At 67.3% G+C, this 15,369-nt stretch carries 18 protein-coding genes; 8 read left to right on the top strand and 10 right to left on the bottom strand.

Translation table 11 applies throughout. From position 1 onward, the window contains the following. The first annotated feature begins 177 nt into the window (after positions 1-177). Together BM145_RS02510 and BM145_RS02505 are read left to right on the top strand one after the other, a co-directional pair. Positions 178-1,968 (top strand): thiamine pyrophosphate-requiring protein, encoded by a 1,791-nt coding sequence (locus tag BM145_RS02510; protein WP_093330927.1) that lies wholly within the window; start codon positions 178-180, stop codon positions 1,966-1,968. A 23-nt stretch (positions 1,969-1,991) separates the two neighbouring features. After that, positions 1,992-2,435, top strand: a complete 444-nt coding sequence (locus BM145_RS02505) for a DUF2721 domain-containing protein (RefSeq protein WP_093330924.1) — start codon at positions 1,992-1,994, stop codon at positions 2,433-2,435. Positions 2,436-2,460: 25 nt separating this feature from the next. Here the strand turns inward: BM145_RS02505 and BM145_RS02500 are convergent, their stop codons facing one another. Continuing rightward, entirely contained in the window at positions 2,461-3,291 is an 831-nt protein-coding gene (locus BM145_RS02500; protein ID WP_093330922.1) for an aldo/keto reductase, read from the bottom strand. A gap of 541 nt (positions 3,292-3,832) precedes the next feature. Here BM145_RS02500 and bla point away from each other — a divergent pair. Beyond that, on the top strand, positions 3,833-4,750 hold the full coding sequence (bla, locus tag BM145_RS02490; protein WP_245739013.1) for a subclass B3 metallo-beta-lactamase: 918 nt from the start codon (positions 3,833-3,835) through the stop codon (positions 4,748-4,750). 66 nt (positions 4,751-4,816) lie between these two features. Here bla and BM145_RS15535 read toward each other — a convergent pair whose 3' ends face one another. Together BM145_RS15535 and BM145_RS02485 are read right to left on the bottom strand one after the other, a co-directional pair. Next, on the bottom strand, positions 4,817-5,242 hold the full coding sequence (locus tag BM145_RS15535) for a hypothetical protein (RefSeq protein WP_143090079.1): 426 nt from the start codon (positions 5,240-5,242) through the stop codon (positions 4,817-4,819). Between the two features lie 146 nt (positions 5,243-5,388). Continuing rightward, positions 5,389-5,967 carry a DUF4142 domain-containing protein gene (locus BM145_RS02485; RefSeq protein ID WP_093330917.1) on the bottom strand — a complete coding sequence of 193 codons (579 nt, stop codon included), beginning with the start codon at positions 5,965-5,967 and terminating at the stop codon, positions 5,389-5,391. A gap of 146 nt (positions 5,968-6,113) precedes the next feature. Between BM145_RS02485 and BM145_RS02480 the strand changes: the two genes are divergently transcribed. After that, positions 6,114-6,533: a DUF3597 domain-containing protein gene (locus BM145_RS02480; protein ID WP_093330915.1), complete on the top strand. Its 420-nt coding sequence runs from the start codon at positions 6,114-6,116 to the stop codon at positions 6,531-6,533. 190 nt (positions 6,534-6,723) lie between these two features. Here BM145_RS02480 and BM145_RS02475 read toward each other — a convergent pair whose 3' ends face one another. Both BM145_RS02475 and BM145_RS02470 read right to left on the bottom strand, forming a co-directional pair. Next, on the bottom strand, positions 6,724-7,014 hold the full coding sequence (locus BM145_RS02475) for a GIY-YIG nuclease family protein (RefSeq protein ID WP_093330912.1): 291 nt from the start codon (positions 7,012-7,014) through the stop codon (positions 6,724-6,726). A gap of 111 nt (positions 7,015-7,125) precedes the next feature. Further along, on the bottom strand, positions 7,126-7,680 hold the full coding sequence (locus BM145_RS02470) for a 3'-5' exonuclease (RefSeq protein WP_093330911.1): 555 nt from the start codon (positions 7,678-7,680) through the stop codon (positions 7,126-7,128). Between the two features lie 155 nt (positions 7,681-7,835). Between BM145_RS02470 and BM145_RS02465 the strand changes: the two genes are divergently transcribed. Then, positions 7,836-8,375 (top strand): hypothetical protein, encoded by a 540-nt coding sequence (locus BM145_RS02465; protein WP_093330908.1) that lies wholly within the window; start codon positions 7,836-7,838, stop codon positions 8,373-8,375. A gap of 370 nt (positions 8,376-8,745) precedes the next feature. Here the strand turns inward: BM145_RS02465 and BM145_RS15920 are convergent, their stop codons facing one another. The 5 genes from BM145_RS15920 to BM145_RS02435 all read right to left on the bottom strand — a co-directional run bounded on the left by BM145_RS15920 (position 8,746) and on the right by BM145_RS02435 (position 10,930). After that, a complete protein-coding gene (locus tag BM145_RS15920) occupies positions 8,746-8,907 on the bottom strand; it encodes a hypothetical protein (RefSeq protein ID WP_177200062.1) in 162 nt (53 codons plus the stop codon). Between the two features lie 72 nt (positions 8,908-8,979). Next, a complete protein-coding gene (locus BM145_RS02450; protein ID WP_093330900.1) occupies positions 8,980-9,498 on the bottom strand; it encodes a YciE/YciF ferroxidase family protein in 519 nt (172 codons plus the stop codon). Positions 9,499-9,667: 169 nt separating this feature from the next. Further along, the gene (locus tag BM145_RS15915) at positions 9,668-10,084 is read right to left on the bottom strand and encodes an acyltransferase (protein ID WP_177200061.1); all 417 of its coding nucleotides are present in this window, start codon (positions 10,082-10,084) and stop codon (positions 9,668-9,670) included. Positions 10,085-10,331: 247 nt separating this feature from the next. Continuing rightward, positions 10,332-10,550, bottom strand: a complete 219-nt coding sequence (locus BM145_RS02440) for a hypothetical protein (protein ID WP_093330895.1) — start codon at positions 10,548-10,550, stop codon at positions 10,332-10,334. Between the two features lie 38 nt (positions 10,551-10,588). Next, entirely contained in the window at positions 10,589-10,930 is a 342-nt protein-coding gene (locus tag BM145_RS02435) for an SWIB/MDM2 domain-containing protein (protein WP_093330891.1), read from the bottom strand. Between the two features lie 200 nt (positions 10,931-11,130). Here BM145_RS02435 and BM145_RS02430 point away from each other — a divergent pair, with 200 nt between their 5' ends. The 3 genes from BM145_RS02430 to BM145_RS02420 all read left to right on the top strand — a co-directional run. Beyond that, positions 11,131-12,579 carry a DUF4403 family protein gene (locus BM145_RS02430; protein WP_425441075.1) on the top strand — a complete coding sequence of 483 codons (1,449 nt, stop codon included), beginning with the start codon at positions 11,131-11,133 and terminating at the stop codon, positions 12,577-12,579. A gap of 172 nt (positions 12,580-12,751) precedes the next feature. Next, positions 12,752-14,617, top strand: coding sequence for an AI-2E family transporter (locus BM145_RS02425; RefSeq protein WP_093330884.1), 1,866 nt, complete (start codon positions 12,752-12,754; stop codon positions 14,615-14,617). 81 nt (positions 14,618-14,698) lie between these two features. Next, positions 14,699-15,369: catalase (locus BM145_RS02420; protein WP_143090077.1), on the top strand; the 671-nt coding region annotated here is incomplete at its 3' end.

Below are 15,369 nucleotides of genomic sequence, written 5' to 3'. Positions count from 1 at the left end.
CGGCACAACCCGTGGGGATCGTGGCGGGTTCACGGGTTCGGGAGAGTTTTGAGACACGAACCCCGCGCACCGCCGATCAGGGTGATCGCATCGCCGAAGGAACGCGCGCACGCTCGTCGAGGAGAACCCATAGGCTCGTCAGGCGTTTACCACGCGCCGCCCCCACAGGATTGCCCCATGACCCGCCTCACCAGCGATTTCTTCGTCGAGCGCCTCAAGACCTGGGGAGTGACGCGCATCTACGGCTATTCGGGCGACGGCATCAACGGCGTCCTCGGTGCCCTCCAGCGCGCGGAGGGCACCGAAGGCGAGATCGAGTTCGTCCAGGTACGGCACGAGGAGATGGCCGCCTTCATGGCGACCGCGCACGCCAAGTTCACCGGCGAGCTCGGGGTCTGCCTCTCGACGGGTGGCCCCGGCGCGACGCACCTCATCACCGGGCTCTACGACGCCAAGAGCGACCACATGCCGGTCCTCGCCATCGCCGGTCAGGCGGAAACGACGGTGCGTGGCGCGAGCTACCAGCAGGAGCTGAACCTCGACCGGATGTTCGCCGACGTCGCCGACTTCGTGCAGGAGGCGGCCGCGCCCGCGCAGCTGCGCCACCTGGTCGATCGCGGGCTGCGCGTCGCCAAGGCGCGGAACGGCGTCACCGTGCTGATCCTGCCCAAGGACGTGCAGGACGAGGCGTGGGAGGAGCCGAAGCGCGCGCACGGCTTCACCCGCTCCGGCCCCGGCTACTCCGCGCCGCGCGTGCTGCCGCATGACGCCGATCTCCGCCGCGCCGCCGAGGTGCTGAACGCCGGGCGGAAAGTCGCGATCCTGATCGGTGCGGGCGCGCGCGAGGCCGCCGACGAGGTCGTCGCGGTCGCCGAGCGGCTGGGCGCGGGGGTCGCCAAGGCGCTGCTCGGCAAGGACGTGCTGCCCGACGACCTGCCCTTCGTCACCGGCGCGATCGGGTTGCTCGGCACGAAGCCGTCGTCCGACATGATGGACGATTGCGACACGCTGTTGATGATTGGCACCGGCTTTCCGTGGGCGGAGTTCCTGCCCGCCGACGGCCAGGCCCGCGCCGTGCAGATCGACATCGCGCCCGAGATGCTCGGTCTGCGCTACCCCGCCGAGGTCAACCTCCACGGCGATGCCGGCGAGACCCTGCGCGCGCTGCTGCCGCTGCTTGACCATCAGCAGGACCGCGGCTGGCAGGACGGCATCGCCGCCGCGATGGACGACTGGCGCGAGACGCTGAAGGGCCGCGCCCTGGCTGACGCCTCTCCGGTCAACCCGCAGCGCGTGGTGCACGAAATGTCGCCGCGCCTCCCCGCCGACGCGATCGTCACCTCCGATTCGGGATCGTGCGCCAACTGGTACGCGCGCGACTGGCAGATGAAGCGCGGCCAGCGCGGGTCGCTGTCGGGTGGCCTCGCCTCGATGGGCGCGGCCGTGCCCTACGCGATCGCCGCCAAGTTCGCGCACCCCACGCGGCCCGTGGTCGCGCTGGTCGGCGACGGTGCGATGCAGATGAACAACATGGCCGAGCTCATCACGATCCAGAAATACTGGCGGCGCTGGGCCGACCCGCGGCTGGTCGTCTGCGTGTTCAACAACGAGGATTTGAACGAGGTGACTTGGGAGCAGCGGATCATGGAGGGGAACCCGCGCTTCGCGACGACGCAGTCGCTGCCCGACGTCCCCTACGCCCGGTTCGCCGAGATGGTCGGGCTGACGGGCATCTTCGTCGACGACCCGGCCGCGCTCGGCGACGCGTGGGACCGGGCGCTCTCCGCCGATCGGCCCGTGGTGCTGGAGGTGAAGACCGACCCCAACGTCGCGCCGCTGCCGCCGCACGTCACGATGGAACAGGCCAAGGCGTTCATGACGTCGATGGCCAAGGGCGATCGCGGCGCGATGCAGGTCGTCGCAGACACCGCGCGGCAGATCATCGGCGGCGTGCGCGAGCGGCTCTGACCGGCGTCGATCGAGGAGTGCCCATGTCGCCCGACGCCGATAGCGCCGCGCACGTCGTCCAGCTCGCGCTGACGCCGGCGTTCCTGCTTACCGGCATCGCGTCGCTGCTGAACGTCTTCACCCAGCGGCTCGCGCGGATCTCCGACCAGGTGGCCCGGCTCGCGGCGGAGCCGACGCAGCGACCCCGGCAGCTCGCCCGGTTGCGGCTGCGGTCGAGACTGCTCGACGCCGCGGTCCTGCTCGCGGCGATCGCGGGGGCGCTCACCTGCTGCGCGGCGCTCACCCTGTTCCTGCGCGCGCTCCGCAGCGGCGGCGGGGGCACCGTCCTGTTCGCGCTGTTCGGCGGCGCGCTGGTGTGCGCGGTCGCGGGGTTGGCAGCGTTCGCGGCGGAGATGGGGCTCGCCGGGCGCACCGTCCGCGAGATGGTGGACGCCGAGGACCCCGCCGCGCCGCCGCCGGCTCCCTGAGCGGGTGGTAAGGTGGAGCTGCCGGCTAGAGCATCTCGAGCGGGCGCTGGCCGCGCGGTCGGGGAAACGCCGCATCAAGCATCGCCAGATCGGCGTCGGAGAGGACGATATCCGCTGCCACGCGGTTCTCCCGCACATGGGCGACCGATCCCGCCTTCGGGATGGCGATGACGCCCTCGTGCCGCATGGTCCAGGCGAGCGCGACCTGCGCGGGCGTGGCGCCGATCTCGCCCGCGATCCTCCCCAAGGTTGGATCGCTCGCAAGTCGCCCCTGTTCGACGGGGCTATAGGCCATCACCGCCATTGCGTGATCGGCGAGCCACGGCAGCAGGTCCAGCTCGGGGCCTCGGCGAACGAGATTGTAGAGGATCTGGTCGGTAGCGCAGTCTTGTCCGCCGACCGCGACGAGTTCGTCCATGTCGTCGGTATCGAGGTTGCTGACGCCCCAGCGCCGAATTTTCCCCTCGGACCGGAGCGCCTCCATCGCCTCGACCGTCTCGCCGAGCGGCACCGACCCCCGCCAGTGCAGCAGGTAGAGATCGAGCCGATCGGTGCCGAGCCGCCTCAGGCTGGCCTCGCACGCACCGGCGAGGCGCGCGCGCGACGCGTTCTGCGGATAGGCCTTGCTGACGAGGAACAGCTCGTCGCGACGATCGCCCAACGCCTCGCCGATCAGCGTCTCGGCCGCACCGTCGCCGTACATCTCGGCGGTATCGACCAGCGTCATGCCCAGGTCGACGCCCGCGCGAAGCGCGGCGATCTCGTCGGATCGCCGCTCGACACGCTCGCCCATCCTCCAGGTGCCCTGGCCCAAGGCGGGGACGACCTCGCCAACAGGCAGCGTCACGCTTCTCATATGTCCTCGCTTGCCCCCTCGAACGTCCTCGTCATCGTGCCAGGGGCACCGAGCACCCGCCAGCGAGCCGACGCCCGCACCCGCCATTCTCTCGGGCCAGCTTGGGTCAGGTGCACCTCGCAACCCCAATCTTCCATGATAACGTAGTCGTCGATGCCACGAGCCCGCTTGAACCCTAGCCGCTTCCAAAAGACCGTTGCAGCCTCATGGTCGTTGCTTGGTACGATCGCGAAGGCGCCGATCGAAGGCACATCTGACATCAGGTAACTCTCCCCATAGTGCTCCGGTACGGGCGCCGCTGGGCGGCAAAGTCCGCAAATGGGCGAGAGCGGCCGATCTGCACGATCACTGAGAGGGACGTATTACCGTCCGCATGTTCGTGCTTTCGAGTACAGCACGCTCCGCTACACGCGCTGACCCAGAAGACGCCATCCAGGACGTCTTGAGCCTTGCCCGAAAGCGGACGCTCGTTAAGCACCTCCATGTTGATGGCCGACGGTACTGTTTCGGTGCAGCTGCTCGGCATTCGAAGGTAAACCTGATGCCGCTCCGCCATTTCTTACTTGCAGCAGCAGTTAGCGTCGGGGTCGCTGCCTCCGTCGTCGCGATGCGGCCGGGCGCCCCGCTCCATCCGGCCAGCTTCGCAGCCCATGCGGCGCAATGTGCGGGCAAGGACGGCTGGAGCGATCCGGCGCCTCCCGTGCGCATCTTCGGCAACGTTTACGATGTCGGCACGTGCGGCATCACGGTCGTGCTCGTGGTGGGGGACAGGGGCGCGATGTTGATCGACGGTGCCGCAGCCAATGCCGCCCCGATGATAGCGTTGAATATCGAACGGCTGGGATTGCGATTGTCTGATGTGAAGCTGCTGCTCTCCTCCCATGAGCATGCTGACCACGCCGGCGGCCTCAACGAATTGAAGCGCCGCACCGGCGGGCAGATGGTCGCGACCACCGCCGCCCGCCGCTCGTTGGAAAGCGGCGTAATGGCTGCGAATGATCCGCAGCGCGACGGGGACAGGCCGGCCTTTCCCGGCGTTCGCGTCGATCGCGTGGTGCGCGACGGCGAAGTTGTCCGGCTCGGCTCCCTGCGGCTTACCGCACATGCGACGCCCGGGCATGCGCCGGGCGGCACATCTTGGTCGTGGCGATCATGCGAGGGGCGGGTCTGCCATGACCTCGTCTTCGCTGACAGCCTTAGCGCCGTATCAACTGACGGCTACCGCTTCTCCGACCATGGTGAACGCGTGGCGGCACTTAAGGCCAGCTTCGCGACCGTGGCGAGGCTCCGCTGTGACTTGGTAGTCACGCCGCATCCGTCCGCAAGCGACCTGTACGCCCGGCTTGCCGGTGAGGAGCCCCTCGTTGACCCGCGCGGGTGCATCAATCTGGCAGCCGCGAGCGCGGCCAAGCTCGACGATCGACTGCAGAAAGAACGAACTGACCGCCAGAAGCTGTAGGCCTTGCTTTGACCCAGAAGACGACGTTAAGCGCGGCTTACCGTTATCCCGATAGCAGGCACTCGTTTATTCGGAGGTATCAGGGTCCTCGTCGAGCGTGGCGACCCCCATCATCGGATGCATGACGAAGGTCCAGCCATCGCCGCCGACGATCATCAGCCGAAGCGTCTGGCGGTCCGCGGCGCTAAGCAGCGACGCCGCCCCCGATGACGCCGGCAACGTGACAGTCGTGCCATCCTGACGGATGCCGGTAGCCCAGCCACGCCGTCCATCGCGGATCTCGGCCGCGAGGCGATCAAGCGCGGTTTCTAATGCAGTTCGCGCGCGAGGACCGGTAGCCCACGCGTGACCTCCAGACGTCGCTGTCGGCGGCACTACAATCTTGTGATCGAGTGTTGTCGACTGCTTCTCAGCGGTGGGACGGACTGCTGCCTTCGTCTGGTCGAGAGGGCGGACGCCCTCCATACTCATCATCCGGGCAAACTCATCCATGATCGATCCTCTTACCGCGAGCCCCGTGCTTCCGGTTCGTTGAAGAATGCGAGCATCGCGCATCCTGCCGCTACCTGGCTGCGGTGACCGACCGTGGCTCCCCAGCAGGAAGCGCTGGAGAGCCACCGCCTTATCGCCCCTAGGCGTTAGGCCTTGAGGCCCTTGACCATGTTGAGGTGCGCGGCAACGATCGGGATCAGGTTGGTCGCGAACGTCTTCAGTGCTGGCGTGTCGCCGGTTGCGGCGTAAGCCTTGAGCGTGTCGAGCGTCTGCTGGTGGCCCGCCGCCTGCTCCGCGATGTAAGCCTGATCGAACGCCGTCCCGCTCAGCGCCTTCAGCTGATCGAGCTTCTGCTGCTGCTCGGGATTGAGCGTCGGGTCGGGCGTGAGTGTCGGGGTGGCTTCGGCAGCTGCCGTCTTCAGCTTCGCCGTGGACGCCGTATGCGCGTCGATCATCTTCTGGGCGTAGGTCTTCACCGAAGCCGAACTGCTCTTCGATAGTGCTGCCTGCGAGGTTGCGATCTCAAAGGCATCGCTCGCCGCAGCGGCGTTAGCGAAGCTCTGAGCCGCACTTGCCGCCATCGGGGTCGGAGCTGCGGTGGCCATGCCGGTGTCACCCGCCTGGGCGGTGGTCGCCGTGTTGGTCTGGGTAGTCTCAGCGTTCCTCCCGCATGCGGTGAGCGCAAGGAGCGCAGTGGAAGCGATGATCGTCGTCCGGATGGTCATAGTGGCAAACCCCTTCAAGCGCTTATGCGCGCATCGAGGTAAGCGCTCGCACCCCCTCGACGTTCCCCGAGCGCGGACCCAAGCGCTCGACCGCGTCGTTGTGGCCGGTGCCGCGGTCATGCGGTCGTTATCCAGGAACAGGCACGATGAGCATCTTCGGCAACATCATGGGCAAGATCTTCCATCACGGGCAGAACAAGCCTGCGGCACCCACCGGCTCGGCAGCGCCGCAGGCGCAACCCTCGCCCACCCAGCCGACACCCGCCGCCGCGGCGCCACCCGCTCAGCCGGCCCCTACACAGCCACAGAGCGTCGACGTCGGCGCGGTGCTGTCGGAGATGGCGTCGATGAAGAACGGTGGCGGCAACTATCAGAGCTCCATCGTCGACCTGCTGAAGCTGCTGGACCTCGACTCCAGCCTTGCCGCTCGCAAGGAGCTCGCCGGCGAGCTGAACGTCCATGCCGGAGCGGACGGCACTGCCGAGCAGAACATAGCGCTCCACAAGGCCGTCATGGCGAAGCTGGCTGAGAACGGTGGCATCGTGCCGGACAGCCTGCGCGACTGACATGATGGGGAAGGTGCAGGTCGCTGCAGGGCATATAGACCTGCACCTCAATCACGAATGGCTGTGACGGACGGAGTGAGACCCAGAAGCAGACTTCGGCGCGGCTTTCTTGGAATCTCGAAAGCGGACATTAGTTCATCACGCAGAATTTCGGCGAAATGGGCAACTCCATGGCGGCCAAGCCGCCGAGCTAGGTCAGTGGCCCCCTTTCGACCCAGTCGACCCCGATGTCCTTGAACGCGTCCGCCAACGCGGCCTCGATCTCCAGCGACTCCCAGCGCTGGAGGGGGTTCAGGTGCTCGAAAAGGTCCGGAAGCAGCTGCACGCCGAATTGCCTCACGGCCCCGTTCGCCTTGTTGCCGGACTTGTGCTGGTCGAACCGCCAATCCGGATCGCGGGACGTCTGCCCGACGTAGAGGCCACGGCATTCCGAAAAAGCCGCGGTCGTGCAGCAGGACGACGTGGACGGAATGGCCGGCACCGCGCGTGGATCGCGTGGATCGCGTGGATCGCGTGGACGCTCGGAGCGTCAGCGCTGCGCGCCTGGCGGCTGCCATCCAGGGTGGATCGATCGCCATCGCGCCTCGGCCGTTCAGCCGCCGGTCTGAGCGAGGAGTTCGCGCGCGGTCTGCCGGAGGCGAAGCCACGTCTCGTACTCTCCCTGTGCGTCGGGAAGAGCGCGGTGGGCGGGCCGCGCCTGCTTGCCCGCGTTCGCCGACGCGACGAGCGCGTGCACCTCGATGTCCAGTCTGGCGGCCGGCAGGGCGCCCTGCAGGATCTCGGTGGCGGTCGCCCGCAGCGCCTCGTCCGTGTTCCGGAGGCGCAAGGCATGCCGGGGAAGACCGGCGCCGCGCAGCAGGACGCTCAACCACTTGCCGTCCCAGGAGGGAGCACTGGCGAAGAGCTCGTGATCGATGAGCGCCTCGACCATGCGAGCCCCGACGACGTCGTGCGGATCGCCCTCGCCGGCGAGCTGCTCCCGGCTGATACCGTGGATCGCCTCGGCCTCCTCGTCCCAGTCGGTCCATTCCGTCGCAGGCCTGATCAGATGGCTCTCGGACCGGCCGTCCTGGAACACCCAGGCGACCTCGACCGGATAGCTGCGATCGGACAGCGACGACGCCTCGAAATCCAGGAAGACCTTCATGCGTCCATCTGACGCACCTCTGCCCACCCGCCAAGATGCGAAGGGCTGGTCGATGTGGACGGAAGGTGGCCTCGGCGGGATTGACGATCCGCATGGCGAACTCCGCGCCCGGTCGCGCGTCTAGGTACATCGGCGAAGTGGAAGGACGAACGGGCATGACTGGCAGGATCATCAAGGCGCTGGTCGCGACGACGCTGGTAGCGGCTCACACGATCGCGGTTCAGGCGTCGCCTGCGGCCGGCGGTACGGTCGCCATCACGGCGACGGCCACGCACGAAGGTGACCCGCCGGCGGCGATCGCAGTCGACGCCGCCGCCAAGGCTTTCGGACTGCGGGGCTTCACGATCCTGAACGATCCCGCTCACGCCGCCTATGTCGCCGAGGTGGTCGCCACGCGCGCTGCGGTCGGCACCGCGGTCGTTCAAGGCCGGTCGGGACAGGCACTGCCGACCGGCGGGGGCGTGAGCATCCCGATCTCCAAGGGCAAGTCCGTGCTCGTGCCGCTGCAGCGTACCAGGGTCGAGATCCGCATCCGCCGCCGAGGAGAACAGGCGGTGCTGTGGCATGGCGCGGCGGTGACGGTGCGCTCCACGGGTGCGTTAAATGGCGGCGTCGATCAGGTGGCGTTCGCGCTCAGCCAGGCGGCGCTCAGTTCCTATCCGACCCAGACGGCGGGCGAGATCAGCGTTCCCTGATCGATCTCGATGCGGGTTGCACATTACCGGACTTGCCGGTCACACCGACGCCGGCCTGGTCCTTCTGGCCGAGCGACAGTCCATGTATGGCCCTCCCGCCGCGCCCACGAGCACGGCGTCCTCGCTGTCGCGGATGAATGCCGTGCTCGCCGACCCGTATCGCTCGAACGAAACGCCTCGACGTCGTAGGAGGTAGCGCGCCGACGTGGTGACGATCACGACCTGCTTTCCTTGAAACGTGGCCGTGAAGCTCACGCCATCGCCGCAAGCGTACTGGATGGTCTCGGCCCTGACTCCGGCGGGAACGCAGCCCACAAGGATCGCGGCCGCAAGACCAACCCTCGAGGCGCTTCGCACGAACCGGTTCTGATCAGTCGTGACGACGTTCGGTCTCGCCGCCGTTCTCGTTCGACGGCTGGACGCCGCCGAGGATGTTGCCCGGCCCGCCAGCGTCCGCGCCGCCTTCGGCATCGCCGACGCCCTTCTCGACACAGGTCTTCTCGTCATTCAAGGTTTTGTCCTGGTCGGTCATGAACAAGCTCCTGCGCTGCGGCATCCGGAGTGGAGATACCGATCCGACGTGGCCGCCGGATCGGCAGCATCATCAAGCCTCGACTACCGCCTCGGCCTTCGGGTTCACGGACGACTTCGCCATCGCAGTCAACTTGTCGTCGGTGGCGTATTCCTCGTCGAGCGTCTCCTGGAGGATGGATACGATCTCCGGCCGCTCGAGCTGGTCGGCCCAGGCGATCAGCGTGCCGTAGCGCGTGATCTCGTAATGCTCGACCGCCTGCGCCGACGCGATCAGCGCCGCGTCGAGCACCGCCTTGTTCTCGATCTCACCGGCGACCTCGTTGGCCTCCTTGATGATCCCGTCGATCGCCGGGCAGGTGACCGCCTTCGCCTTTTCGCCGAGCAGGTCGAAGATGCGCTCCAGCCGGGCGATCTGACCTTCGGTCTCGCGCAGGTGCGTCTCGAACCCGGCGCGGAGCGCGGGCGCCGTCGCCTTGTCGATCATCTTGGGCAGCGCCTTCGTGATCTGGTTCTCGGCGTAGTAGACGTCCTGAAGCTGGTGGAGGAACAGGTCGTCGAAGGTGGCGATGTCCTTGCTGAACAAGCCCATGTCGTTGATCCCAATCTGGAGGTGTTCGGCCCGTTCGCGGACCGATGATCCCCCAAACGCGGATCGATGCCGCGTGGTTGCCCCAGGCACCGGTAAGTTGCTGATGACGCGAACGCGCTCGGAACAGAGTGTGTCGCCTGAGATCTCTGCGGCATCCGGGCGCGGGCGATCAGGTCCACTCGACGGTCCGCAGATGCCGCGCGGGAACGCCGCCCCACAATTCGCCTGCCGCCACGTCCTTGGTGACCACCGAACCGGCGGCGATCACGGCACCGTTACCGATCGTCACTCCCTTCAGCACCGTCACCCGCGACCCCAGCCAGACGTGATCGCCGACGACGATCGGACCGGAGGTGCCGCGAGTGCCGGACAGCTGGTGGCGGTCGTCATCGATGAGCATGAACTCCGGCCCGATCGCCACACCGTGGCCGATGCGGACGTCCAGGAAGCAGGAGATCGAAGCGTCCCCGTTCACGTATCCGCTGCCCAGGCTCAGCGTCGCACCTTCGCCGATCGTCACCGTCGCGCCGGAGTAGATGCTGAACTCGCCGTCGACCCGCAGCGTGCCGCCCCTGCGAAGGACCAAGTGGGACTCGCGATAAAAGCGACCTGGCCATTGCACTCCGAATTCGAGCCGACCGGTGCCGACAACCTCGCCCTCGAGATGAAGTCGGGAGCGACGGTGCGCCTCTATGCGCCGGCTGCGACCTGTCCAGCCGGTAAAAAATTTCATCTGGTTCCGCCGCAGATTCGCCGAGCCGCTTTCTCGCCATTTCGACTGATAATCGCGCCTAGTACGCCGGCGGACGGCGCGAGTGCATCCAGGCGCCGGCTCATCGCACGTGGAAGCCGGCTCTTCCCTGCTCGCCATCGTCGGTCCGCTCTCGTCCGGTCAGCACGTTCTCCAGTTCGCCGAGCGTGTGCGGAACGTCGAGGTGCTGCGCGCCCAGGAACAACCTACTTCCCTGCTCCTGCGGAATGGCGTGGGTGAGCTTGTCGATGTCGACGAGCGCTTTGCCGGTCGGAAGCATGTCCATCTGAACGAAGCGCATGAGTGAGTCCTGCTTGGATGAAGGCTGCGCCGGGCCGCCTAGGCCTTCTTGGCGGTGAGGTGTGCGCTCAGGTGCTTGTTCATCTCGAACATGCTCGCCGACTTCTTGCCGAACACCTTCTCCAGCTTGTCGTCGGCGTTGATCTGGCGGCGGTCCTTGGCATCCTGCAGATCGTGCTTCTTGATGTACTCCCAGACCTTGCTGACCACCTCGCTGCGCGGCAGGTCCTTGTCGCCGACGATCTCGGCCAGTTCGGCGGACGGGGTGACCGGCGCCGTGATGCCGCCGCGCGCGCCGCCTGCGGGCTTGCCGGTCTTTTCGACTTTCTTCTCCGCGGCCTTGGTCTCGTCCTTGCCGCGCTTCGTCGCCGTGCGTGCCATCGTTCTTCCCCTTGCTGGATGTTTTCAGAAGCGAAACGATCCTCGGACGCTCCGGCTCCCGTTCGGGAGAACGTCACTGACGATCGGAGCTGGTTGAGCTACATGGATCGGCGACGGTGGGGTGGGTCATGAGCAAAGGCTTCGACAAACGGCGGCATGGGAACCCCGCACGATGGGCACTCCCCGTAGGGATCGGTGTAGTGCTGTGCCTCTCCTCAGGCGCATGCAGCCGGGGCGGCGGCAACGCGGCGCCGCCGCGCGAGGACCATCCGGTCAGCTTCCCGCGGCAGACCTCAACCATCGTCGTACCGGTGACCGCATCCCTGTCGTCGGTCGCGGCGGTGCTCGACGCCGAGCTGCCGCGCAGACTGTGGACGATCGACGAGCGAAAGCCGGACTGCGTCGCCGCCAAGCGGGTCGACCTCGGCATCGCCAAACTGAAGGTGCTCCCGAAGCTCGGCTGCAGGATCGTCGGGCAGGTCACCCGCGGGCGCGTGCGCCTGTCGGGCCGCGGCAACGAGCTCGTCATTACGCTGCCGGTGAACGCGACGATCTCGGCTCGGAAGGTGGGTGGCATCGCCAGCGAGACCGCCACCGGCGCGGCGACGGTCCGCGCGGTCGCTCATCTTTCCGTTGCGTCGGACTGGTCGCCTCGGGCCAAGGTCGACATCGACTACGACTGGACTACGCCGCCGGGCATCGACATCCTCGGCCAGCGCATCGAGTTCGTCGGCATGGCCGACAAGCGACTCCAACCAGTCATCGTCGATCTGGAGCGCACACTGCCGCGCGAACTCGCCAAGCTGAAGCTCCGGGATCAGCTCGCCGTCGCCTGGAGGCAGGGCTTCACCTCCGTTGCGCTCAACCGCGACAATCCGCCTGCCTGGATGCGGCTGGAGCCGCGTCGTCTCGGCTTCGGTGGCTACCGCGTCACCAGCGACCGGATCGAGATGGTACTGGCGGCCGACGCGATCACCGAGACGTTCATCGGCCCCCGCCCCGCCGATCCCGCACCCGCGCCCCTGCCGCCGCCCAGCCGGCACGTCGGCACGCGCGGTCTGCACTTCTTCATCCCCGTCCTCGCCGACTACGCGCAGCTGGAACCGGTGATCGGACGCGCTCTCCGCAAGCTGGCGGCCAAGGGTATCACGCTTCCCGGCGTCGGCCCGGTTGACGCCGAGTTCGGACGAGTCACCGTCTTCGCCACGACCGGCGACCATCTCGCGGTCGGCGTGCAGGCGAAGGTCCGCAAGCGCGGCAGCACCACCTTCGCGACCAAGGGGACGGTGTGGCTGACGGCCATTCCCTACAATGACCGCGATTCGCAGGTCGTACGCGTCCGCGACGTCCGCATCGCCGGGGACACGGATAGCGGCGTCGCCAACCTGCTGCTGACGCTGTTCGGCGACTCCGGCGTGCAGGACAGCGTGCGGCAGGCGCTGACCCACGACTTCGGCAAGGATTTTGCCCGGTTGCTAGGCGACGTGCGGCAGGAGATCGGTCAGCGGCGCGAAGGAGACTTCGTCTTCTTCACCACCATCGACCGGGTGCGGAACGGTGGCATCGTCGTCACGGGCGACGGCCTCTTCCTACCCGTCGACGCCAGCGGCACCGCGACGATCGCCTATAGACCGAGAGGCAAATCTTAGGTCCGGCCAAACGTGAGGCAAGCGCACCGGGTCTGATCGAAGCTGGTGCGGCCGGCTAATCGATGCGTCCGTCGCGAAGCGATGGATGAAAGAGCGATGCCATCCGCCGCGTACCCGCTAGGGAAGCGACGAGGCGGCGAGACCGCCGCTTCGTCGACGAGGGGACCGGACGATGTCCGAGTTGGAGAACACCGCGGGTTACAAGGACGTGCTGACCGGCAGTCGCGATGGTCCAGCACCCGAAGGCGGCGCGGCGCAGATTCGTCCCGCATCCGCTCCCGAACTGAAGACGCTGGCGGCCGTCGCCGTCGGCACGATGGTGATCGCGGCGCTCTACTTCGGCCAGGACGTGCTGATCCCCATCACGCTCGCGGTTATGCTGTCCTTCGTGCTGTCGCCAGTGGTCAACCTGCTCCAGCGATGGCGGCTGTGGCGCGCGCCCGCCGTGATCGTGACGGTGCTCGCGGCACTCGGCGTGCTCGGGCTCATCGGCACGCTGATCGGCAGCCAGGCGGCATCGCTCACCGCCGATGCGCCGCAGTACGCGCGAACCATTCAGGCCAAGGTCGAGGGCGTGCAGGGTTTCGCGCTCACCCGCATGGCGTCGCTCACCAAGGAGTTCGGGGGCGGATCGCACGCGCGTCCCGCGTCGGCTTCGGCGGCTGCGCCGGCCGGCTCGGGCGAGCGCAGACCCGTGCCCGTGGAGGTGGTCCAGTCCGGCACGTCGCCCTTCGCCATCGCCAAGACGGTAGTCGAGCCGATCCTAGGGCCACTCGAGACGACGATCCTGGTGCTGATCGTCGCCATCTTCGTGCTGATGCAAAAGGAGGACCTGCGCGACCGCTTCATCCGCCTGTTCGGGTCGAGCGACCTTCATCGGACCACCCGCGCGCTCGACGATGCCGGCCAGCGGCTGAGCAAGTACTTCCTATCGCAGCTGGCGGTGAACACCTGCTTCGGACTGGTGATCGGCATTGGCCTCTGGCTGATCGGCGTGCCCTCGCCCGCGATGTGGGGCGTCATGGCCGGCCTCTTGCGTTTCGTGCCCTACATCGGCTCGTTCCTCGCGGCGGTAGCTCCCGCCGCGCTCGCCGCTGCGGTCGATCCGGGCTGGGGCATGGCGATCGAGGTGGTGGCGCTGTTCGTCGTGATCGAGCCGATCACCGGCTACGTCGTCGAGCCGCTGCTCTACGGCCATTCGACCGGCCTATCGCCGGTGTCGGTGATCGTGTCGGCGATCTTCTGGACGTGGCTGTGGGGGCCGATCGGCCTCATCATGTCGACGCCGCTGACGCTCTGCCTGGTTGTCATGGGCCGCCACGTGAAGAGCCTGGAGTTCTTCGACGTGCTGCTCGGCGACAGGCCGGCGCTGACGCCGGTGGAGACCTTCTACCAGCGCATCCTCGCCGACAATCCGGACGAGGCGTTGGCCCAAGCGGAGGCGCTGCTCACCGACAGATCGCTCGCCGACTACTACGACGGCGTCGTGCTGGAGGGGCTGAAGCTCGCCGTCGAGGATCAGGCGCGCGGCACTATCGACCAGGCGCGCGCGGCGGGCATGACGCGGTCGATGCGCTCGATTGTCGCCGACCTGCAGCCGCGCGCCGCCCCTGTCGACGAGCCGGGTGACCGGCAGCGCATTGCGCTCATCGCCGGGCACGGCGTGTTCGATGAAACGGTGACCGCGATGCTGGCGCAGCTGCTTGGCGAGCGCAGCGTCGCCGCACGTCGGATCGCTGCGAACCAGGTTACGCGCGACGGCATCGAGGCACTCGACCTGAGCGGCGTCGAGGTGATAGCCATCTCCTATCTCGAGGTCACCGGCTCGCCCGCACAGCTGCGCTACCTGGTCCGCCGCCTGCGCGCCAAAGCGCCCGGTGCCCGCGTTGTCGTAGGCATGTGGCCGCTGGGCGAGAAGGCGCTGGACGACGCCGGCGTCCAGCAAGCGCTCGGCGCCGACCGCTACGTGTCGTCGCTGGCCGAAGCGGCGGAGGCGGTGGCGACCCTGGCCCAAGGTGAACCCGCGATCGCCGCATGACGCCGTCGTAAACGGCTGATTTCGCGGCAACCCGCGGCGACCCCGATCCGTTGGCGACATCGATATCGCACGAGGACCATCATGACCGACTACACAGCCCTGAACGCCGGCAACGGCGGCGAGACGCACCAGACGACCGACGACGATCACCCCGTGCTCACCACCAACCACGGCACGCCGATCAGCGACAACCAGAACCAGCTCAAGGTCGGCGCACGCGGGCCCGTGCTGCTGGAGGACGAGGTCTATCGCGAGAAGATCAACCATTTCGATCACGAGCGTATCCCGGAGCGGATCGTCCACGCCCGCGGCTCGGCCGCGCACGGCTATTTCGAATGCACCGACAGCCTGTCCGACATCACGGTCGCCGACCTGTTCCAGAAGAAGGGCCAGCGCACCGACGTGTTCGTCCGCTTCTCCACGGTGGCCGGCGGTGCGGGATCGATCGATACGCCGCGCGACGTGCGCGGCTTCGCGGTGAAATTCTACACGCGCGAAGGCAATTGGGACCTGGTCGGCAACAACATCCCCGTGTTCTTCATCCAGGACGCGATCAAGTTCCCCGACCTGATCCATGCCGCCAAGATGGAGGCTGACCGCGGCTACCCGCAGGCGGCGACCGCGCACGACACCTTCTGGGACTTTATCTCGCTGATGCCCGAATCCACCCACATGATCATGTGGGCGATGTCGGACCGCACGCTGCCGCGTACCTTCGCCAACATGGAGGGGTTCGGCGTCCACACCTTCCG

The sequence above is a fragment of the Sphingomonas rubra genome (assembly GCF_900115745.1).
GTDB lineage: Bacteria > Pseudomonadota > Alphaproteobacteria > Sphingomonadales > Sphingomonadaceae > Sphingomonas > Sphingomonas rubra.
Note: the sequence above shows the minus strand (reverse complement) of the source record. Positions and strands in the feature narration are given on the sequence as shown.

Excerpts from the sequence above, each read along its gene's own strand:
- BM145_RS02510 (WP_093330927.1), top strand. The coding sequence starts at position 178 with ATGACCCGCCTCACCAGCGATTTCTTCGTCGAGCGCCTCAAGACCTGG.
- BM145_RS02505 (WP_093330924.1), top strand. The coding sequence starts at position 1,992 with ATGTCGCCCGACGCCGATAGCGCCGCGCACGTCGTCCAGCTCGCGCTG.
- BM145_RS02500 (WP_093330922.1), bottom strand. The coding sequence starts at position 3,291 with ATGAGAAGCGTGACGCTGCCTGTTGGCGAGGTCGTCCCCGCCTTGGGC.
- bla (WP_245739013.1), top strand. The coding sequence starts at position 3,833 with ATGCCGCTCCGCCATTTCTTACTTGCAGCAGCAGTTAGCGTCGGGGTC.
- BM145_RS15535 (WP_143090079.1), bottom strand. The coding sequence starts at position 5,242 with ATGGATGAGTTTGCCCGGATGATGAGTATGGAGGGCGTCCGCCCTCTC.
- BM145_RS02485 (WP_093330917.1), bottom strand. The coding sequence starts at position 5,967 with ATGACCATCCGGACGACGATCATCGCTTCCACTGCGCTCCTTGCGCTC.
- BM145_RS02480 (WP_093330915.1), top strand. The coding sequence starts at position 6,114 with ATGAGCATCTTCGGCAACATCATGGGCAAGATCTTCCATCACGGGCAG.
- BM145_RS02470 (WP_093330911.1), bottom strand. The coding sequence starts at position 7,680 with ATGAAGGTCTTCCTGGATTTCGAGGCGTCGTCGCTGTCCGATCGCAGC.
- BM145_RS02465 (WP_093330908.1), top strand. The coding sequence starts at position 7,836 with ATGACTGGCAGGATCATCAAGGCGCTGGTCGCGACGACGCTGGTAGCG.
- BM145_RS15920 (WP_177200062.1), bottom strand. The coding sequence starts at position 8,907 with ATGACCGACCAGGACAAAACCTTGAATGACGAGAAGACCTGTGTCGAG.
- BM145_RS02450 (WP_093330900.1), bottom strand. The coding sequence starts at position 9,498 with ATGGGCTTGTTCAGCAAGGACATCGCCACCTTCGACGACCTGTTCCTC.
- BM145_RS02440 (WP_093330895.1), bottom strand. The coding sequence starts at position 10,550 with ATGCGCTTCGTTCAGATGGACATGCTTCCGACCGGCAAAGCGCTCGTC.
- BM145_RS02435 (WP_093330891.1), bottom strand. The coding sequence starts at position 10,930 with ATGGCACGCACGGCGACGAAGCGCGGCAAGGACGAGACCAAGGCCGCG.
- BM145_RS02425 (WP_093330884.1), top strand. The coding sequence starts at position 12,752 with ATGTCCGAGTTGGAGAACACCGCGGGTTACAAGGACGTGCTGACCGGC.